Origin of the sequence: Streptococcus pseudopneumoniae IS7493 (assembly GCF_000221985.1) — a bacterium.
Taxonomy (GTDB): Bacteria; Bacillota; Bacilli; order Lactobacillales; family Streptococcaceae; genus Streptococcus; species Streptococcus pseudopneumoniae.
In genome coordinates, this window is record NC_015875.1 from 1,826,048 (window position 1) to 1,845,812 (window position 19,765).

21 protein-coding genes, 8 tRNA genes and 4 pseudogenes are annotated in these 19,765 nt (G+C 39.7%); 5 read left to right on the plus strand and 28 right to left on the minus strand.

What is annotated here, in order from left to right:
- Window positions 1-4 precede the first annotated feature (4 nt).
- The 7 genes from SPPN_RS09440 to SPPN_RS09470 all read right to left on the minus strand — a co-directional run bounded on the left by SPPN_RS09440 (window position 5) and on the right by SPPN_RS09470 (window position 4,629).
- Window positions 5-733, minus strand: a complete 729-nt coding sequence (locus SPPN_RS09440) for a segregation/condensation protein A (RefSeq protein WP_000351897.1) — start codon at window positions 731-733, stop codon at window positions 5-7.
- Entirely contained in the window at window positions 733-1,467 is a 735-nt protein-coding gene (gene xerD, locus SPPN_RS09445) for a site-specific tyrosine recombinase XerD (RefSeq protein WP_279586237.1), read from the minus strand. The genes SPPN_RS09440 and xerD overlap by 1 nt, the downstream gene beginning before the upstream one ends.
- Window positions 1,464-1,925, minus strand: coding sequence for a cyclic-di-AMP-binding protein CbpB (gene cbpB / locus SPPN_RS09450; RefSeq protein WP_000560717.1), 462 nt, complete (start codon window positions 1,923-1,925; stop codon window positions 1,464-1,466). Before cbpB ends, xerD begins: the two co-directional genes overlap by 4 nt.
- Window positions 1,922-2,443: a metallophosphoesterase gene (locus SPPN_RS09455; RefSeq protein WP_001118953.1), complete on the minus strand. Its 522-nt coding sequence runs from the start codon at window positions 2,441-2,443 to the stop codon at window positions 1,922-1,924. The genes cbpB and SPPN_RS09455 overlap by 4 nt, the downstream gene beginning before the upstream one ends.
- Entirely contained in the window at window positions 2,419-3,429 is a 1,011-nt protein-coding gene (locus SPPN_RS09460) for a nucleoside-triphosphate diphosphatase (protein ID WP_420173453.1), read from the minus strand. The genes SPPN_RS09455 and SPPN_RS09460 overlap by 25 nt, the downstream gene beginning before the upstream one ends.
- Window positions 3,387-4,181, minus strand: a complete 795-nt coding sequence (racE, locus tag SPPN_RS09465; RefSeq protein ID WP_000370389.1) for a glutamate racemase — start codon at window positions 4,179-4,181, stop codon at window positions 3,387-3,389. Before racE ends, SPPN_RS09460 begins: the two co-directional genes overlap by 43 nt.
- Before the next feature lie 199 nt (window positions 4,182-4,380).
- Window positions 4,381-4,629, minus strand: coding sequence for a YneF family protein (locus tag SPPN_RS09470; protein WP_000364983.1), 249 nt, complete (start codon window positions 4,627-4,629; stop codon window positions 4,381-4,383).
- A gap of 173 nt (window positions 4,630-4,802) precedes the next feature.
- On the opposite strand from SPPN_RS09470, the pseudogene SPPN_RS09475 reads away from it, so the two are divergent.
- Together SPPN_RS09475 and birA are read left to right on the plus strand one after the other, a co-directional pair.
- Window positions 4,803-5,440 (plus strand): annotated as a pseudogene (locus tag SPPN_RS09475) (AraC family transcriptional regulator); the annotation flags it as partial.
- Window positions 5,437-6,372: a bifunctional biotin--[acetyl-CoA-carboxylase] ligase/biotin operon repressor BirA gene (gene birA / locus SPPN_RS09480; RefSeq protein WP_000844510.1), complete on the plus strand. Its 936-nt coding sequence runs from the start codon at window positions 5,437-5,439 to the stop codon at window positions 6,370-6,372. The pseudogene SPPN_RS09475 and the gene birA, both read left to right, overlap by 4 nt.
- 227 nt (window positions 6,373-6,599) lie before the next feature.
- On the opposite strand, the gene SPPN_RS09485 is transcribed toward birA, so the two are convergent.
- From SPPN_RS09485 to rlmD, 9 genes are all read right to left on the minus strand, one after another.
- Window positions 6,600-6,687 (minus strand) — tRNA-Ser (locus SPPN_RS09485).
- Between the two features lie 6 nt (window positions 6,688-6,693).
- Window positions 6,694-6,767 (minus strand) — tRNA-Ile (locus tag SPPN_RS09490).
- Window positions 6,768-6,802: 35 nt separating this feature from the next.
- Window positions 6,803-6,873, minus strand: a tRNA-Gly gene (locus SPPN_RS09495).
- A gap of 19 nt (window positions 6,874-6,892) precedes the next feature.
- Window positions 6,893-6,965: transfer RNA gene (locus tag SPPN_RS09500), tRNA-Phe, on the minus strand.
- 3 nt (window positions 6,966-6,968) lie between these two features.
- Window positions 6,969-7,042: transfer RNA gene (locus SPPN_RS09505), tRNA-Met, on the minus strand.
- Between the two features lie 10 nt (window positions 7,043-7,052).
- A tRNA-Ser gene (locus SPPN_RS09510) sits at window positions 7,053-7,142 on the minus strand.
- Between the two features lie 10 nt (window positions 7,143-7,152).
- Window positions 7,153-7,226, minus strand: a tRNA-Ile gene (locus tag SPPN_RS09515).
- A 13-nt stretch (window positions 7,227-7,239) separates the two neighbouring features.
- Window positions 7,240-7,313: transfer RNA gene (locus SPPN_RS09520), tRNA-Met, on the minus strand.
- Window positions 7,314-7,638: 325 nt separating this feature from the next.
- Complete coding sequence (gene rlmD, locus SPPN_RS09525) at window positions 7,639-8,994, minus strand: 23S rRNA (uracil(1939)-C(5))-methyltransferase RlmD (protein ID WP_001049497.1); 1,356 nt, start codon at window positions 8,992-8,994, stop codon at window positions 7,639-7,641.
- 56 nt (window positions 8,995-9,050) lie between these two features.
- On the opposite strand from rlmD, the gene SPPN_RS09530 reads away from it, so the two are divergent.
- From SPPN_RS09530 to ntdP, 3 genes are all read left to right on the plus strand, one after another.
- Entirely contained in the window at window positions 9,051-9,827 is a 777-nt protein-coding gene (locus tag SPPN_RS09530; RefSeq protein WP_001086339.1) for an aminoglycoside 3'-phosphotransferase, read from the plus strand.
- Between the two features lie 9 nt (window positions 9,828-9,836).
- Window positions 9,837-10,613: a recombination regulator RecX gene (recX, locus tag SPPN_RS09535; RefSeq protein WP_000705092.1), complete on the plus strand. Its 777-nt coding sequence runs from the start codon at window positions 9,837-9,839 to the stop codon at window positions 10,611-10,613.
- Between the two features lie 88 nt (window positions 10,614-10,701).
- Complete coding sequence (gene ntdP, locus SPPN_RS09540) at window positions 10,702-11,235, plus strand: nucleoside tri-diphosphate phosphatase (protein WP_000775321.1); 534 nt, start codon at window positions 10,702-10,704, stop codon at window positions 11,233-11,235.
- A gap of 346 nt (window positions 11,236-11,581) precedes the next feature.
- Here ntdP and SPPN_RS12365 read toward each other — a convergent pair whose 3' ends face one another.
- The 12 genes and pseudogenes from SPPN_RS12365 to SPPN_RS12375 all read right to left on the minus strand — a co-directional run.
- Window positions 11,582-12,439, minus strand: coding sequence for an Rgg/GadR/MutR family transcriptional regulator (locus SPPN_RS12365; protein WP_000800706.1), 858 nt, complete (start codon window positions 12,437-12,439; stop codon window positions 11,582-11,584).
- Window positions 12,440-12,451: 12 nt separating this feature from the next.
- Complete coding sequence (locus SPPN_RS09555; protein ID WP_000566045.1) at window positions 12,452-13,225, minus strand: class I SAM-dependent methyltransferase; 774 nt, start codon at window positions 13,223-13,225, stop codon at window positions 12,452-12,454.
- 446 nt (window positions 13,226-13,671) lie between these two features.
- Window positions 13,672-14,427, minus strand: a pseudogene (locus SPPN_RS09560) (epoxyqueuosine reductase QueH).
- A gap of 27 nt (window positions 14,428-14,454) precedes the next feature.
- Window positions 14,455-14,586, minus strand: a pseudogene (locus SPPN_RS13010) (IS630 family transposase); the annotation flags it as partial.
- A gap of 129 nt (window positions 14,587-14,715) precedes the next feature.
- Entirely contained in the window at window positions 14,716-16,338 is a 1,623-nt protein-coding gene (groL, locus tag SPPN_RS09565) for a chaperonin GroEL (RefSeq protein ID WP_000031576.1), read from the minus strand.
- 15 nt (window positions 16,339-16,353) lie between these two features.
- Window positions 16,354-16,638 carry a co-chaperone GroES gene (groES, locus tag SPPN_RS09570; RefSeq protein WP_000917330.1) on the minus strand — a complete coding sequence of 95 codons (285 nt, stop codon included), beginning with the start codon at window positions 16,636-16,638 and terminating at the stop codon, window positions 16,354-16,356.
- Between the two features lie 155 nt (window positions 16,639-16,793).
- Window positions 16,794-17,189 (minus strand): single-stranded DNA-binding protein, encoded by a 396-nt coding sequence (locus tag SPPN_RS09575; RefSeq protein WP_000282467.1) that lies wholly within the window; start codon window positions 17,187-17,189, stop codon window positions 16,794-16,796.
- Between the two features lie 76 nt (window positions 17,190-17,265).
- On the minus strand, window positions 17,266-18,027 hold the full coding sequence (locus tag SPPN_RS09580) for an SDR family NAD(P)-dependent oxidoreductase (protein WP_001107792.1): 762 nt from the start codon (window positions 18,025-18,027) through the stop codon (window positions 17,266-17,268).
- A 41-nt stretch (window positions 18,028-18,068) separates the two neighbouring features.
- Window positions 18,069-18,695, minus strand: a complete 627-nt coding sequence (ytpR, locus tag SPPN_RS09585; protein ID WP_000578305.1) for a YtpR family tRNA-binding protein — start codon at window positions 18,693-18,695, stop codon at window positions 18,069-18,071.
- 15 nt (window positions 18,696-18,710) lie between these two features.
- Entirely contained in the window at window positions 18,711-19,028 is a 318-nt protein-coding gene (locus SPPN_RS09590) for a thioredoxin family protein (RefSeq protein ID WP_000615773.1), read from the minus strand.
- Complete coding sequence (locus tag SPPN_RS09595; protein ID WP_001013973.1) at window positions 19,025-19,324, minus strand: DUF4651 domain-containing protein; 300 nt, start codon at window positions 19,322-19,324, stop codon at window positions 19,025-19,027. Before SPPN_RS09595 ends, SPPN_RS09590 begins: the two co-directional genes overlap by 4 nt.
- A gap of 237 nt (window positions 19,325-19,561) precedes the next feature.
- Window positions 19,562-19,759, minus strand: a pseudogene (locus SPPN_RS12375) (N-acetylmuramoyl-L-alanine amidase family protein); the annotation flags it as partial.
- Window positions 19,760-19,765: the final 6 nt, after the last annotated feature.

The following is a 19,765-nucleotide window of genomic DNA, read 5'->3' on the forward strand; positions in this document are numbered from 1 at the left end:
AAGTCTAGCTTTGAGGCACTTGACTTTCTTCCTTCTTTTCCATGAGATAGATATCTCCGAAACTCTCCTCTTGCACGAGGATCAGCTCCTGGGTTTTGATTAACTCTAGGGTTGCCAAAAAGAGGGTGATGACCTCTTGGACATTCTGGGCTTCCTTGAACAAATCCTGCAAGCGCAATTGATCTCGTCCAATCAAGGATTCTTTCACAATAATCATCATGTCCTCAATCTTATACTCATCCCGCAAGATAGTCGTGTGATTTTGTGCAAACTCCTCTTTTTTCTTGGCTAGGATATTTGAAAAAGCCAAAAAGAGGTCAATGGTCGTCTTGTCATGCACAAGCTCCGCATCTTCGTAAATCAACTCTGTCGGCGCTTTGGAATAGTGCTGGGCCCGTTCTTGGTGCTTGGCTTCCAAGTGCTCCCCCAAAAGCTTGAACTTGCGGTATTCTTCGATTTGAGAGAGAAGATCCTGCTCTAGGTCATCTTCCAAATCTGTCACTTCCGCTACCTTTGGAAGGAGTTTACGACTCTTAATCAGCATGAGCTGGCTGGCCATGACCATGTACTCGCCCGTCACTTCCAGACGCATGGCCTGCAGAGTTGAGACATAGGCTAGATACTGTTCAATGACTTCCGTAATGGGCACATCGTAGATATCCATCTGATACTTAGAAACCAGGTGCAAGAGCAAGTCCAGGGGCCCTTCAAAATCCTTTAATTTAATATCCATTATCTATACTTTTCTAAGGTCAGGACTGTTTTTAATCCTAATTTTTTTGCAATTTCGTACAAATCGACCTTGTTTTCAATTTGTCGTAGAATGAACTGTTCCCGCAAGGCTTGGGCTGATAGTGCTGGAAAACCTTTCTCCTTGACAAAAGCTTCTAGCTGACGAAAGGCCCACTGACGAGAATAGGCTTTCCCTGCCCTTTCAAAAAGATAGGTCTGGCCCATCAAGGGTTCCAACTCTGAAAGCAAGGTTGTGGGAATGGTGACAATCCTCTGTTGGGAATCCTTCTTGATTCGCAACACCTGAAAATCCAGATTGATATCCGCAACCTTTAGAGCTAAAATCTCACTGGGCAAGAGCCCTATTTCCAAGATTAGGAGAGCCAGTAAGCGGCCCTCTGGATAGTCGCTTTCCTGCCAAAAAGAGTCTAGGTCTAACAGTTCTGACTTCTCGGTCTTCTTTTCAGCTTGTTTAGCTAATTCCAAACGGTAAAAGCTGTCCACTTCTCCTTTTTGATAGAGAAAGTAGAGAAATTGATTACAGGCCGAAATCTTTCGCTTCTGAGCGCTGATTTTTAGATTGGCTAGCTGGGCTTGGTAAATCTTGAGACTAGTATCAGAAACCCGCTCGCCTACTATGTCTAAAAATTGCTCCAAATCATACTTATAGGACTGCTTGGAATTGGCAGATAAGCCCTGCTTTTCTTCTAAAAAGGCTGAAATCCTATCTCTCATTTGCATCGAATCTCATATTCCTTACTAAAGTCATGCAAGAGGGCATTGACTGCTTTGAGGATAGACTTGCGCGTGATAATCCCTTGGAAAATACCAGACGCATCCACAACCGGCAAGAAGGACTCATCTACCAGCTTGTGCAAGACCTCCGTAATGGTGAAATCAGGCGAAACAACCGCTACGTCCGTTTGGGTCATATGAACGATATCCGTATCCGCCATGATTTCTTGGCTCAAGTCATGCTCCATCTGATAAGCCATAATATCTCTGAGCCCAATCGTCCCAACAAACTGTTTTTCATCTGTCACAACAGGAACACGGGTATAGGTCATCTGACTGAGCAAGAGGGTCGCATGATCCGCATTGTGGGTATCAATCAACACGGCTAGATTTTCAGCAGGAGTCAAAAAAGTTTCCTCCTGCCCCAACAAGAAAGTCTCAAACTCCTTGGCAATCATCGGCTAAACTCCTTGGACAAGCCTGGATACACCTCATGGTTTCGTGTCAAAAAGTCCACTTTGAAGTAACTATCATCAATCTCCACACGAGCATAGAGACATTCTCTGATGGTTCCACGTGGTTGACTGATGGAACCTGGATTTAGAAAGAGGGTCTTGCCTTCCATCCAAGCACTTGGCACATGCAAGTGACCATAGAGGCAGATATCGGCCTCTTCTTCCTGAGCCCAGTAGTCCAACTTTTGAAAGTTGAAATTGATGTCAAACAAGTGACCATGGGTTTGGATAATCTTGGTCGAACCAAGCTCAGTCACCAAACGTTCTGGGTAACCTGCATAGAAGTCCATATTCCCTTTAACAACACGGATGCCTTCCCAAAGGGGAGAATCAGGACGCAGTTCAGAATCGCCGTTATGAAAAACGGCATCAACTTTGCCCACATAGCGATCACGGATTTCTTCCACAATCAAGCTATCGCCATGAGAATCGCTCATTACAATGATGGTTTGCTTTGCCATGATGGAAATACCTCCAAAAGTTTCTTAACGGCTAAGGCACGGTGAGATTGACTATTTTTTTCTTCGAGGGTTAATTCAGCTGAGGACTTGCCTGTCTCTCCTACAAGGAAGAGAGGATCGTAACCAAAGCCATTTTCACCCTTGGGTTCAAAGTTAATATAGCCTGACCAGTCTGCTTCAACAACCAAGCTTTCCTTGTTGGGACTGGCTACGACTAGGGTTGTATGGAATTGAGCCGAGCGGTCCTTGAGTTCAAAGACCATGGCCAATTCGTGCAAGAGCTTGGCATTGTTTTCACGGTCAGTAGCTCCCATTCCTGCGAAACGAGCTGACCAGACACCTGGCAAGCCACCAAGGACATCGACTTTGAGACCTGAGTCATCTGCCAAAACCATCTTGCCCGTTAATTGAGAAATGGTTTCTGCCTTGAGGCGGGCATTTTCTTCAAAGGTCATGCCTGTTTCAGCTACTTCAGGCAAGTCAGGGTAGTCATTGAGATTTTCCACATCGTAGCCTAGCTTGTCAAAGATAGCTCGGAATTCCTTGGTCTTGCCCTCGTTACGAGTCGCAATCAATAAGGTTTCTCTGACCTTGTTTGTCTCAAAAAAATCTTGAACATTGACCCCTTCTTTAGGCAATTCTACATACAAGAGTTGCCCATTTTCAACCAAGAGCAGGGCCCCATGACGTTGAATAACTTCCAAGTTTCGTCCCATTTCTTGATTAAGCATGTCTACCACAAAGGAGAACAAACGGTAGGTAGAACCATAGCGTAAAACAGTAACTGAAAGCGGGAAACCATACTCTTCATCTCCAAATATTTTGGAGAATTCAAACAGAGGAAAATCTGTCTTATAGTCGCTCAAACTGTTAACGCCACCAAAAATACTATAAGACCCAACATACCAGTCCTGGTCATCCTTATATTCATAAATTTTATTTGTCATAATTCTACATGCTCCACATGAATCTCTTTTTCCAGCCATTCTTCACCAATTTGTGCAAAACTTTGGCTACTGGCTGTTGTGTAAAAACGGTGATGGAGTGGTCCAGCATCGCGACCACGATTGATTTCAAAATAATTAAGTAAGACTGAGATGTCCCGTACGCACTCTGCCCCACTATCGATGAGCTGAACCTTTGGCCCCATGACATTTTGAATAATGGGTCTGAGGAGCGGATAATGGGTACAGCCCAAAATCAGGCTATCCACCTTTCCAACCAAGGGACGCAGGGTTTCATAGACCACTTTCTTGGTAACACTGGTTGACAGGGCACCTGACTCCACTAAAGGGGCAAACTTGGGACAGGCCAAACTCTCCACCTGTAAGTCTGGAGCCAGATCATGGATTTTCTGACGGTAGATGTCTGATTGTACCGTCATGGGCGTTCCAATCACTCCGATTTTCCCATCTTGGCTGGACTTGATGGCTGCTGAAGCTCCTGGCAAAATCACACCTAGGACGGGAATATCTAGTTGAGCCTTGATTTCTTCCCAGACGACCGCAGTCGCAGTATTACAAGCAATGACAATCATTTTGACATCCTTGGTCAAAAGAAAGTTGACCAACTGCCAAGTATATTCCCGAATTTGCTCAGCAGGACGGGGACCATAGGGCGCCCGTGCCGAATCTCCAATATAGACGATTTCTTCATGGGGAAGTTGGCGCATGAGCTCGCTCACAACGGTCAAGCCCCCGACACCCGAATCCAAAAAACCAATTGGTCGATTATCCATACAGTCTTCTTTCTAGTCTTTTTTCTGATTGATAGTTCATTATGATTATTGATCCTTATGAACAGAATGATAGCCTAATCAACAACTATCTCTCTTAATCATAATCAAATATCAATAGAATGCAAGGAAAAAGTCTCACCCCTAAACCATAGCCAACATAGTGAGAAGTCTGGAACTTTCATCCCAGACTTTTCCTTATTTATTTTTTCTTTTTATTGTTAGCAAGGGCTGCCTTTTGTTGGCGGATGATTTGGTGGTAAACTTGTTGTACCTTAGCCTCGCTTGGTTTTTGACCATTTGCACTCAAAAGAGTACGAACTGCTTCAGCATTCAAACGTGGGTTGTCAGCAAATTCCTTTTCGATTTGCTTACGAACCAAGTACATTCCTCCAATAGCTCCTCCTAAAAAAGCTAGCACAATCAATACAATTGCTAAAAGTAAATCCATCATTTTTCTCCTGTTTCTTTTTGAGTCCCTTTCATTATACCACAAACTAGTCACCCTGACTAGTTTGTTTTACGCTATCAGGGATGGAATGTAATTCGAATGTGAGAATGTCTTTAGTAAATCGAACGTGAAAATGTCCCATTTGGTAGAAGCTTTTTAAAACTAAATGACTATATCAAGCAGATAGTAAAGAACCTTGGGCCTACTACTGGTTAGGAATCACTGGAGGGAAAGCTCCTGATTTTTTTTGCCCTTTCTCAAATTTCTGATCAATCCTATCTCATCCAATCTGAAACTTGTCATACCCAGACTACTGCAAAACTCATCTCAGACATTGTTCGCTTCGCTCAGATTACAAAATCCAATGAATTAGCTCAACTCCATATCATGGGACAACTCCATGAACTGATGTTTCATCTGGGAACTATTGCTCCCAATCAGAAAAAAGAATATTTCATCAACCTACCAACTCTATCTTGAATGCAAACGATTAATTGATAGCCACTATCCTCAATCACTTACAATTCAAGATTTAACAAAAGAACTATCCGTTCACAGAAGCTACTTATCAAGCGTATTCAAAGAATTTAATACCTTATCACCCAAAGAATACCTACTCTACGTTCGAATGCACCGAGCTAAACAACTTCTCGAAAATACCCAAGAATCCATCAAGGTAATTGCATACTCGGTAGGTTTTTCAGATCCACTACATTTTTCGAAAGCTTATAAACAATACTTTAATCAGACTCCAAGTCATACAAGAAAAGAATACTCTCAATACCAACTAGTGAGAAAGGCAACATTATGAAATCCTACCAAGCTGTCTACCAAATCCTATCTAAAGAAACCGACTATATCAGCGGAGAAAAAATCGCAGAAAAACTATCCCTAAGCCGAACATCAATTTGGAAAGCTATCAAGCGACTAGAACAAGAAGGGATTGAAATTGATAGTATCAAAAATAGAGGATATAAACTGATGAATGGTGACCTTATTCTTCCAGAGATTCTAGAAGAAAATCTTCCAATTAAAATCAGTTTTAAACCCGAAACAAAATCAACACAACTAGATGCAAAAGAAGCAATTGATTTAGGCTATGAAGCAAACACCCTCTATCTAGCTTCCTATCAAATAGCAGGGCGTGGCCGTTTTCAACGCTCCTTCTACTCTCCTCAAGGTGGCATTTATATGACCCTCCATCTTAAACCAAATCTTCCCTATGACAAATTACCGTCCTACACACTACTTGTAGCTGGAGCTGTCTACAAAGCCATTAAGAACCTAACTTTAATAGATGTCGACATAAAATGGGTCAATGATATCTACCTAAACAATCATAAAATTGGAGGAATTCTCACTGAAGCAATGACCTCTGTAGAAACTGGCTTAGTCACAGATATCATTATTGGAGTAGGTATCAATTTCACTATTAAAGACTTCCCTCAGGAATTAAAAGAAAAAGCTGCCAGCTTATTTAAAGCTACAGCTCCTATAACAAGGAATGAATTGATCATAGAAATCTGGCGTACTTTCTTCGAAACACCAGCAGAAGAGCTATTATACCTATACAAAAAACAGTCATTCGTTCTTGGAAAAGAAGTTACTTTCACACTAGATCAAAAAGACTACAAGGGACTTGCTAAAGACATCTCTGAAAGTGGAAAACTTTTGGTGCAATGTGATAACGGAAAAGAAATCTGGCTCAATAGCGGAGAAATTTCTCTCAAGAGTTGGAAGTAATAATAAATTAGAACAACCATAAAATCGACAATATATAAAGATTTTAGCTTTTCTTCAACCCACTACAGTTGACAAAGAGCCTGAAAACTTCAAAAAACGGATTTTTATCGCTCTGAACATCAAAAAAGAAAGGACGAAATTTGTCCTTTCTCGAGCTTAGCTGACTTCAACCCACTACAGTTGACAAAGAGCCAAATGAAAAAGAGAGTTACAAACTCTCATTAAAACGGAGAATAAGGGATTCGAACCCTTGCGCCAGTTACCCGACCTAACGATTTAGCAAACCGTCCTCTTCAGCCTCTTGAGTAATTCTCCAATTAATGGGCACGAGTGGACTCGAACCACCGACCTCACGCTTATCAGGCGTGCGCTCTAACCACCTGAGCTACGCGCCCAAGTTAAAAAACTTGGTAATTTGAACAAAGTTCAAAGCGGGTGACGAGAATCGAACTCGCGACAACAGCTTGGAAGGCTGTAGTTTTACCACTAAACTACACCCGCATAAATACTATCAATAAAATGGCGCGAGACGGAATCGAACCGCCGACACATGGAGCTTCAATCCATTGCTCTACCAACTGAGCTACCGAGCCTTATTGCGGGAGCAGGATTTGAACCTACGACCTTCGGGTTATGAGCCCGACGAGCTACCGAGCTGCTCCATCCCGCGTTAATATAAAAGGAGGATGTGGGATTCGAACCCACGCACGCTTTTACACGCCTGACGGTTTTCAAGACCGTTCCCTTCAGCCGGACTTGGGTAATCCTCCAATATTCAAATGGACCTTGTAGGACTTGAACCTACGACCACTCGGTTATGAGCCGAGAGCTCTAACCAGCTGAGCTAAAGGTCCGACAAGATCATTATAGCGGCGAAGGGAATCGAACCCCCGACCTCCCGGGTATGAACCGGACGCTCTAGCCAGCTGAGCTACACCGCCATGAAATCCCTCCACAAACCCATCCGTGGAAACTCACATCTTTCAAACAATATCTTCAGAAAAATAAAAAGGATTATGAAGAGTTTACTAGTGAGGAGCTTCATTCTCCTCAGCTACAAGTATAATCTATTTCTCGCTAAATGGGAAGCTGTTCCTTAAAGGAAATCACTCTATCCCTTACATTTAGGAGAGAGAAAGTAAGGAGTCTAAGACAAGCATTTCATTTGATAAGAGGCTTGGAGCTGTGAGGCTAATGAAAGCAAAATAATTGCCCTCAATCTCACCATTTTTTGGGGCATCATCACTTTCGATTGACACTACTTTTTTAAAATTTTTTAATTAATTTTACAACTGCTTCCGTTCGAGCTGTATGTGGGAACATATCGACCGACTGGATATAATGAAGATCATAGACTTCTACTAAGCGTACCAAATCACGAGCCAAGGTCGAAACATTACAAGAAATATAGACCATTTTTTCTGGTACATAAGTAAGAATAGTATCTAATAACTTATCATCCAGACCTGTACGTGGTGGGTCAACAATCAAAGCATCTGCTCGGTAGCCTTCCTTGTACCAACGAGGAATAATCTCTTCTGCCGTTCCAGCTTCATAATGAGTATTGTCAAATCCCATTCTTTTAGCATTTCGCTTGGCATCTTCAATAGCTTCTGGAATAATATCCATACCTCTGAGTGTTTTTACTTTCTTTGCAAAGGCAAAACCAATTGTTCCAACTCCACAATAAGCGTCAATCAAATGGTCTTCTTTACTAACATCCAGCGCTTTTACTGCCTCGCTATAAAGGACTTCTGTTTGTTCAGGATTTAGTTGATAGAAAGCTCGAGGGGATAGTGAAAATTCATAATCGAGTACACCTTCTTGAATACTCTCTTGCCCCCAGATAATCTCTGTCTTTTCACCATATATCTCACTGGTTTTAGCTGTATTTGTATTAACAGCTACTGTCACAACTTCTGGGAAATCTTTAACCAACTCTTTTACCAATTGGGTTAAATTAAGCTGGCGGTTTGTAACAATAATAATCTGAACCTGTCCGGTCTTTCTCGCGCGTCGGACCATAATAGTACGGACACCTAGAACTTTTCTCTCATCCGTGATTGGAATCTGGTGATAAGTAAGTAATTCTGCTAAGCGATTAGCAATCACTTGGGTTTCCTTATCTTGTACCAGGCAGTCTTTCAACTCTACTAAATAGTGAGAGTTTTGTGCATATAAGCCCGCCTTGACCTGATTTTTAAATTTTCGAGTCTGAAATTGTAACTTAGCTCTGTAATATTTTGGTTCCTGCATTCCAATAGTTGGACGAATTTCATAATTTTCATATCCTGCAGGAGCAAATTTTTTCAGCGCTTGATGAAGCAAGTCCGTCTTGAACTCCAGCTGCTTATCATAATGCAGGTGCATGATTTGGCAGCCTCCGCACTCATTATAAATAGTACAAGCTGGCACAACGCGGAATTTAGACTTCTTGTTGACCTTTAATAATTTCGCTTCAACAAAGTTGCGTTTAATAGAAGTAATCTGACAGTAGATATCTTCTCCTTTGAGAGCTCCAGGTACAAAGACTAATGTTTTTTGATAAAAGCCAATTCCCTCACCATTAATTCCCATACGCTTGATTTTTAATGGTATTTTTTGTTTTATTTTTAGATTCATAGGTCTATTATACCATGGAGTTTCTAAGATATTTAAGAATATGTTACAATAAAAGCATGAATTCAAAAACACCTCGCTTTAGTATACTAGATTTCCCTGAACAATTACGAAGCTATATCAAGGGAGCTAATCTCTCTGATAGTTCTTCTCATTCAAGTGCAACTGTCCTATATATAGATTCAGGTTACTATTTAAAAATAGATCAAAAAGGTAGATTAGCTCAAGAAGCTAAGATTGCAACTTGGTTCGAAACTGAAGGATTGGGAAACCCAGTGATTACCTATTTATCAGCAAAAAAGGACTTCCTTCTGACCAAAGAAGCCATTGGCAGAAACGCTCTCGATTTTTTAAATCAACCCGAAAAACTCTGTCAAACCCTGGCACAAGCATTAAACAAACTTCACAGTCTTAAACCACAATCTTTTCCGTCGGAAAATCATCTGAAGCGTTATAAAGAAGAAGCCTTAAAAAACTATCAGGAGGGGACTTTTTATAACAAGACTCTTCTGCCTCAATTTCATATTCACAGTCGTGAAGAAGCTTACCAACTGATACAAGAGAAAGGTCACCTTCTCAAAGCTGATGCTTTTATTCATGGAGATGCCTGCCTGCCAAATTTCATCTTGAAGGATGCCTCGCATTTTTCTTGCTTTATTGACTTGGGATTGGCTGGTTTTAGTGACCGACATATTGACCTCTTTTGGGCAATTTGGTCCCTTCATTACAACCTACAAGATGCTACGTATGCTGAATTATTTCTCGACTATTACGGTAGAGAATATGTAGATATGGATAAACTCCGACTTGTTGCAGCTTTCGAAGCATTTAGATGAAAGGAAATTATGAAAATCACAAAACTTGAAAAGAAAAAAAGACTCTATCTGATGGAGCTTGATAATGGCGACAAATGCTATATCACCGAAGACACAATTGTTCGTTTTATGTTATCGAGAGATAAGGTTATAAGTGAAGAGGAATTGAAAGAGATTCAGGACTTTGCTCAATTTTCTTATGGTAAGAATCTGGCCCTCTACCATTTATCCTTTAAAGCACGCACTGAAAAAGAGGTCAGAGAATATCTGAAAAAATACGATATTGATGAAAACATCGTTTCTCAAGTCATTGATAATCTCAAAGAAGATAATTGGATTAATGATAGCCAATACGCTTATGCTAGCATCAATGCCAATCAACTTTCAGGAGACAAGGGTCCTTATGTGCTGACTCAGAAACTAGCTCAAAAAGGGATTTCAAAATCTACTATAGAAGAGAACTTGAAAGAATTTGATTTTTCTGAAGTTGCTCAACGTGTAGCTAATAAACTATTGAAAAAATATGAGGGAAAACTTCCAGCTCGTGCCCTGCAAGATAAGATTATCCAGAACTTGACTAACAAGGGCTTCTCTTATTCTGATGCTAAAATTGCCTTTGACGACTTAGATAGCCAAATTGACCAAGAAACGACTCAAGAACTCATCTTCAAGGAACTTGATAAGCAATATACTAAGTATGCTCGAAAGTATGAAGGATACGAACTGAAGCAGCGTTTAACTCAAGTTTTAGCACGAAAGGGCTACGATTTTTCGGATATAGCAAGCGCTCTTAGAGAATATCTTTAATATTTCCAAGTGAAATTCACAGATTTTAGGTAATTTTATGGTACAATAGTAAATGATAAACTTATAAATTGTAGAAAGTTGGTTAGTTATGAAGCTTCCAAAAGAAGGCGACTTTATTACAATTCAAAGTTATAAGCATGATGGGAGTCTCCACCGAACTTGGCGGGACACCATGGTACTAAAAACAACAGAAAACGCCATTATTGGTGTCAACGATCATACACTTGTTACCGAAAGTGATGGTCGTCGTTGGGTCACTCGAGAACCGGCTATTGTTTACTTTCACAAGAAATATTGGTTTAATATCATTGCCATGATTCGTGATAATGGAACTTCTTACTATTGCAATATGGCTAGCCCCTACTATCTGGATGAAGAAGCACTGAAGTATATTGATTACGATTTGGATGTTAAAATTTTTACAGATGGGGAAAAACGTCTCTTGGACGTTGAAGAGTACGAGCGTCACAAACGCAAAATGAATTATTCTGATGATTTGGACTATATTTTAAAAGAACATGTCAAAATTCTTGTTGATTGGATTAACAATGGACGTGGTCCTTTCTCAGAAGCCTATGTAAACATTTGGTACAAGCGCTATGTAGAACTAAAGAATCGGTAAAGTTGTCAAAGGTCAGGAACAAAATCCTGACCTTGTTTTTTTGGTAGTATAAAATAAATTGTGTAAAAACAAAAAGGAATAAATCCATTATAGCAGAGTTACAACACCTTACTAGAAAGAGATTTATGCAGAATTCGTAAAATATATAAAACAAATAGATATACTGTTATTTTTTAATGTCTCTGTTCCTTGTAAGTTTACAACAAACTTATATCGTTTAATACAAAAAATACGAAGATGATTAGTATAAAAAATACAGGTCAACTTCGTATTTTTTTATTTCCACATAGCATCAATCACTTGGTACAACATTTTAAAAACAATATCTCGACAGAGAAAATGGTATTTAATCTACCAGCTCATTTAATCGTTTTTGAAAATATAAAGCAATACTTTTAGATTCAATAAACTCAAAATATTTTATGACATCGTTCATTTGTTTAATTCCAGATTCTTTAGATTCAGTCAGATATATTTTATATCCTTTTACAAATTTGAATGTAGATTTTTCAAAAACTTTTGTGTCATCTTTTAATAATTTTTTTAATTTCATTTCAAAGTAGTCTGCATATATTAGATGTGAATTTTCAAGGCAACAGAACCAAAAATTTAAACAAGCTGACACAACTAAATTTCTATTCTTACCGATTTTTTCGTAATAATGTGTACGCTCTAGTATTTCTTTTCCGACCATGTAAATATAATCTATTTCAAAAAGATGATATAAATTACCAATCAGCGTTATCTCATAGGACTCCCATCGTTCCTTTTGGAATAAATAGTCATATACTAAATTTAGATCATCTCTACTAACTACATGATTACAATCTATCTGATTTAATAATCCCTGGACCATAATTGTATTTATTTTATAAGTTTTTTCCCCACTCTTCTCAAAAAGTTTTTGTTGCTCATTTTTTATTTCCTCCAATCCTTTAGTATTCAAACTATAAAAATTCGGAGATAAATTAACCAAAAAATCATCAAGCTCCGATCTTTTATAATGTTCTAGGTAATTACAAAAATTCTCTATCGAAACATTGATATTTGATAATAATTCAAAAAACGTTGAAAGAGAAATTTCATTTTCTCCCCTTTCAAATCTAGAAAGTTGAGATTTTGATATAGAATCAGCTGCAGCATACTCTAAAGAATATCCGTTTAATTTTCTAAAATATCGAAAAGCTTCTCCGTAATTTTTCACACTTTCATTCCCTTAACTTTCTTTTCGAGCGATAAACATACCATATTCTTTAGGAATGATCAACATACCATTATTAAACTCAGTTTCCAATCTTTTACGTATTATTTCCTCTTCTAGTGAACCTATTTCTGAAATTCCTTTAAACGATTGGATGTATTTAACTAGGTCATCTATACTAGTTACCTGTAACTCATCATCATAGAGTAATGTATCGACAGAGTTAAAACACCTACTCAGGTACCTTTTACCATTTTGTAAAGTAAACGTTTTATTTTCTAAATCTTGATTAACCTCATCTTTAAATAAATTTGCCAAATAATCTACAACTCCATTTTCACCAAATGTAGCACAGTAAAAAACACCTCCTGTTTTTAAGACTCTATTCACCTCAGATAGCGCTCTAGGAATATCATTCACATGATGTAGAAGCATATTAGCAATAACAATATCAAACGTTTCATTCTCAAAAGAAATCTTTTGAATATCCATTATCTCATAGTTGACATTGTCTCTATTTCCAATCACTGACTTCGTTGATTTTACCATATCTTTAGAAAAATCTGTAACAATCAACTGCTTCATTTTATCTATAGAATCACTATTGCTTTTCCACAGTTCTCCTGTACCACATCCTAATTCTAGAACCTTTACTTCATCAGTGATTTGGTAGTTAGAAAATATCCAATTATTAAATCCCAATTTATTTTTTGAATACTTCTTATGCAATTCTACTCGAATATCAAGATTATCATGACTTTTATATTGTTCAATTACTTTATCAATCATTTTAAACGACCTCCACTCTATAATTTGACATTATATCACAAGAATAAAGATAGTGTTAAATAAGTTGTATAAATGCAAAAAAGGAATATTCCGTTATAGCAGAGTTGTAACACATTTCTATAAAGAAATTTATTCCTACGACTCAGTTTGGCATGCTTAACTTCCTAACTCAAAAACAAAGCATCGATTAATTTATCCGTTCTTCTTTTGAAACAGATTTGAACTGATAATTGCTCGTTTTAATTTAAGAAGCTCTTTTGAGCAAAACTTCATTTTTTTAAGAGTCCAACAATTTCTGTCTATCGCTTTTCTACTAGCAAAAAAAACTACCTTGAGGCAAGTTTTCATTTATATATCTAATTTCGTAATAGTATAGTAAAATGAAATAAGGACAGTCAAATCGATTTCTAACAATGTTTTAGAAGTAAAGGTGTACTATTCTAGTTTCAATCTACTATAAATTTGATATGAGAATAGTCTTTCTCAACATCCTTATCCAACAAGCATGCTGTGGCGTCCTTCTTAACTTGAACCAGGTCAATATTCTGGGCTTGGGCTGCATAGACGCAGCCACAATAATATTGACGATAGATGTCATACTCCTCACACATCTCTACTGAACGTTTGTAGCCTTGATTTTTCTTGAAATCGTTGGGAAGATAGTGGGTCGTGTAAATTTTTTGCACATCGATTCCGATGCTATTGATGGTTTGAGAATTCTTATGAGGACTGATGGTCAAGGCTGAACCAAAGTAGTCAAAGCCCAAGTCCATAGCCACTTGCGCTGTTTTATCCAGTCGGTAGTCAAAACAAACCTTGCAACGGTCGCCACCTTCAGGCTCTTCTTCCAGTCCTCTGACTAACTTACGTTATTCATTTGGTTCATAGGGAGCCTCTAGGTACTGAACCACATCTCCTGTCCTCTCATTGAAATCACTGACAAATTTCTTAGTAACATAGGCACGCTTATGGTATTCTGCCTTAGGATGGATATTAGAATTTGTAAAATAGATGGTCACATCTGCATACTTGGTCAAATATTCTAGGGTATAGGTACTGCAAGGGGCGCAGCAAACATGCATGAGAATGGTTGGCCGATGCTCATTTTTCTCTCATACTTGTACCATCTTCTGCATGACACGGTCATAATTAATCTTCTGATTGGGGTTCATCTTGCTCAGAATTTCTTCTACATCGATCATGTTATTCTCCTTTTTCTAGTCTTATACTCAATCATTTTCAAAAAGCAACCTTGTCCATTGTCTGCTGACAGTGGACTTTAAAACGCTTTTTTCCAGTCCTTGAATAACTTCTTGAAGCTTATTAATGACGGCTTCCAATGTTTGGAAAGCCTTATTTTTGTTTAGTACAGTATTATTTTATCATATAAATTAGGAGAGCTCAAATCAATTTAGAAGTGAATAGCATAAAAAGGAGGGGTAGGCATTCCCTCCTTTTGTGTTTTTTATAAGTTGTTTTCTATAGAAAGCTTACATCATGCCGCCCATCATGCTTGGATCCATTGTCGGAGCCGGAGCTACTGGTTCTGGTTTATTGGCTACAACTGCTTCCGTAGTCAAAATCAAGCTGGCTACAGATGCTGCATTTTGAAGAGCTGAACGGCTCACTTTAACTGGGTCGATGATTCCCTCTTCAATCATGTTAACCCACTCGCCAGTTGCTGCGTTGAATCCTATACCAAGCTCAGCATTTTTCAAACGATCGATAACGATAGAGCCTTCAAATCCTGCATTGTGAGCAATTTGACGAACAGGTTCTTCCAAAGCACGGAGAACAATATTACGTCCTGTTGCTTCATCTCCTGTCAATTCCAAGGTAGCAACAGCTGGAATCACATTGGCAAGAGCTGTTCCACCACCTGCAACAATACCTTCTTCAACAGCTGCACGAGTAGCGTTGAGGGCATCTTCAATGCGGAGTTTCATTTCTTTCAACTCAGTTTCAGTTGCGGCTCCGACCTTAATAACCGCTACACCACCTGACAATTTGGCCAAGCGTTCTTGCAATTTTTCACGGTCAAATTCAGAAGTTGTAGTTTCGATTTGAGACTTGATAACCGCAACACGGTGAGAAATCGCTTCAGGATTTCCTGCACCTTCTACAATAACCGTGCTATCTTTGTCCACGGTCACTCTCGCTGCTTGACCAAGAGCTTCAATTGTCGCATCTTTCAACTCAAGACCAAGGTCTTCTGTGATAACTGTTCCGCCTGTTAAGATGGCGATATCTTCAAGCATGGCTTTGCGACGGTCACCAAAACCAGGTGCCTTGACTGCTACTACGTTGAAGGTTCCACGAATCTTGTTCAAAACAAGAGTTGGAAGAGCCTCACCATCCACATCATCCGCAATAATCAAGAGTGGACGATTGCTTTGGAGAATGCTTTCCAAAAGTGGCAAGATTTCTTGGATATTGGAAATTTTCTTGTCTGTAATCAAAATGTACGGATTTTCAAGGTCAGCCACCATTTTTTCGCTATCTGTCACCATGTACTGTGAAAGGTAACCACGGTCAAACTGCATTCCTTCTACGACTTCAAGCTCTGTTTCCATACCACGTGACTCTTCGATGGTGATGACACCGTCTTTGCCAACTTTTTCCATTGCTTCAGAGATGTACTCACCAACTTTTTCAGAACGAGAAGATACGGCTGCAACTTGAGCGATAGCTTCTTTATTGGCAACAGGGATGGCGTTGTTTTTCAAAGCTTCAACTGCTGCGGCAACTGCTGTTTCAATCCCACGACGAATACCGATTGGATTTGCACCTGCTGTGACGTTTTTGATTCCTTCACGGACGATAGCTTGGGTCAAGACTGTTGCAGTCGTAGTTCCGTCACCTGCGATATCATTGGTTTTAGAAGCTACTTCTGATACTAACTTAGCACCCATATTTTCAAAATGGTCTTCCAATTCGATTTCTTTGGCAATGGTCACACCGTCATTGGTAATCAAGGGTGAACCGAATGACTTTTCAAGAACGACATTGCGACCTTTTGGTCCCAAGGTTACTTTAACAGTGTCTGCAAGAATATCGACACCACGAACCATGGCTGAACGGGCATCTGATGAAAATTTAATTTCTTTTGACATACTTACTTTCTCCTTCTATTCCTCAATGATTGCCAAAATGTTAGCTTCGCCTACGATGATGTACTTTTCATCTCCATCTTTGACATCAAGACCTGCGTGGGCTTCAACTAAGACACGATCTCCAGTTTTAACACTTGGAGCAACCAAGTCACCGTTCAAGGTACGAACACCTTGTCCAGTAGCCACAACTTGAGCTGTTTTGGTTTTTTCTTGGGCTGAGCCTGCAAGGACAAAGCCCCCAACGGTTTGTTCTTTTTCTTCTATTTTTAAGACCACACGGTCCCCTAATGGTTTCAACATCTGATTTCCTCCATAATGAGATAGATATTATTAGCACTCTTTGAACTTGAGTGCTAATTCATAATTCTATTGTATCACTTGGTCAGAAATAGTCAAGAAAAAAGTCTGACTTTCTCAAGATAAAAAGCCTGAGACCAACTCAGACTTTTTAATTCTTAAAATGGCAATTCTTCCTCTTCCAAGACTAGGTCTGCCAAGTCTTGACCTGCATTATTTTCACGCATGGCACGTTGAGCACGACTTTCCAAGAGTTGGAATCCAGTAACAAGTACTTCAGTCACATAGTTCATTTGACCATTTTTCTCAAAGCGACGGGTACGCAATTCTCCATCCACAGAAATAAGACTACCTTTGGTTGCATAGCTTGCCAAGGTTTCTGCTAGTCTGCCCCATAGAACCATATTAACAAAATCAGCTTCACGTTCCCCGTTTTGGTCTTTGTAACGACGGTTGACTGCAATAGTCGCTCGCGCTACTGACTTGTCATTGTTGGTTTTGTGCAATTCTGGTGTAGACGTTAAACGTCCAATCATGATAACTTTATTATACATATTTTTTCCTCCTACTTATCTATTCGTAGGAAATCAAAAAAAGTTACAGAAATTTGTAACTTTTCGAGAAAATTTTTTAGTTTTTATGAACCATGAAACCTGTCGCTTGTTGATTGGCCATGATGGTCATATCTGTAATCTGAACACGACGAGGTTGACTGGTCACATAGACTACTGTGTCTGCGATGTCTGGTGCCTGCAAGGCTTCGATTCCCTGATAAACCGTCGCAGCTCGTTCTTTATCACCGTGAAAACGCACTGTAGAAAAATCTGTTTCAACAATTCCAGGCTGAATGGTCGTCACCTTGATATCCGTTGCGATGGTATCAATTCGCAGTCCATCCGAAAAGGTCTTAACCGCAGCCTTGGTAGCTGAGTAAACAGCGGCACCAGCATAGGCATAAATTCCTGCGGTTGACCCCATATTGATGATATGTCCTTGATTGGCTTTTACCATTGCTGGCAAGAAAGAGCGAGTGACTGCCATTAAACCTTTGACATTGGTATCCAGCATGGTCAACATATCCAACTCTTCATAGTCCTGATAGGGTGCCAAGCCAAGAGCTAGTCCAGCGTTATTGACCAATATATCAATCTGACCTATCGTTTCTAGAATATCGGAGCAGACAGTCTTGACCATGGCCATATCCGTCACATCTAGTGAAAAAGTCCAAACTGTTTGATTTGGATAGAATGCTGCAAACTCCGACTTAAGAGTTTCTAATCTGTCTGTCCGTCGTCCAGTTAGAACGACATTCTCACCCTGCTCCAGATAAGCACGCGCAATTGCTTCACCAATACCTGATGTCGCTCCTGTAATCACTACATTTTTTGCCATCTTATTTCCTTCTATCTGGTCTATCAGATACTAACAACTTCTTAGGCAGTCCAGTGTTTAGCTGGGTCGAATGGTGTTCCGACAACTTGGTCTTCTGATAATTCAATAATACCACGTTTTTGTGGAGCATTTGGCAGATGCAATTCACGAGGACTGCACATCATTCCAAAACTCTTTTCACCACGAAGTTCGCCTGGGAAAATAAGATTGCCTTTGGGCATCATAGCTCCAGGAAGAGCGACAATGGTTTTCAACCCCACACGCGCATTGGGAGCCCCTGCAACGATTTGCACGATCTTATCACTTGCGACTGCAACTTGGCAGATGTTGAGGTGGTCACTATCTGGATGGGCTACCATCTCAACAATTTCACCAACAACAAACTTAGGTTCCTTGTCATTGACAATTTCTTCTGTAAAACCTTCCGCCTGTAATTCTTGGTTCAAACAAGCGACTTGCTCATCTGATAAAAAGACTTGACCTCGCTCTGCAATTTCAAACAAGCTCGAAACCTCAAAAATGTTCCAAGCTACTGTTTCCCCATTTTCTTTGAGGAAAACACGGGCTACCTTGCCTTTGCGTTCCACATTCAGTTTGGCATCTCCGCTATTTTTCACGATGACCATAAGGACATCACCGACATGTTCTTTGTTATATGTAAAAATCATTGTTTACTTTTTCTCCTATTTCAATCCTGCTAAAAAATCGTTAATTTGCTCCTTACTTTTACGGTCGCGATTGACAAAACGACCGATTTCCTTGTCCTTTTCTAGAACAACAAGGCTAGGAATTCCGTAAACATCCCAGAGTTTGGCCAAATCCATATACTGATCTCGGTCCATTCGAATAAAGGTGAACTCTGGATTGGTCTCCTCAATCTCTGGTAAGACAGGATAAATATAACGGCAATCGCCACACCAGTCTGCCACAAAAAGGAAGACCTTCTTGCCCGCTTTTTCCACTAAAGATGCTAATTCTTCTAAACTTGCTGGCTGTATCATAAGACTTCCTCCTCATAGACTAGGTCTTCATTTTCATAGACAAAGGTATAATGACGGCCATCCTCAAAAATGACGCCACCAAGCAAGCTCTCCAGACTGCTTTCGTAAACTTGAACATAGAGGGTCGCAATTTCCCCCATGTCGGAAAAATGGTCTCGCACAATCTCTGTCAACTCTTCCTGAGTCTTCATGAGCTTACGGTCATCTGCAACTTTTTTCGTAGCAAGAGCAAGGCTTCCGATACCTAGCAGAGCCAAGCCTGCCATCCACATTTTTTTAGCTTTCATACCATTCATTTTAACACAAAAAAGGCTTCAGGACAAATGAGGAAGCAGCAGAAAAGCAAGTAAAAAGCCTCTTCCTTTAAGGAAAAGGACTTCTTATACTAAGAGCAAACTAGGAAGCTAGCCGCAGGCTGCTCAAAGCACTGCTTTGAGGTTGTATATAGAACTGACGAAGTCAGCTCAAAACAGTGTTTTGAGGTTGTTGATGAAGCTGACGTGGTTTGAAGAGATTTTCGAAGAGTATTATTCTTATTGCCAGGCACCTAAGTTGCCAACGTAGTAACCATCAGGTGTGTAGGTATTGCGAAGCATCTTACCTGATGAAGCTAGATCATACCACTTGCCATTATCTTTGACCCAATCATTCGCAATCATGGCACCAGAAGAACTTACATAGTACCATTTTCCCTTGTCATAAACCCAAGCGCTTGCTTTCATGGCTCCTGAGCAATT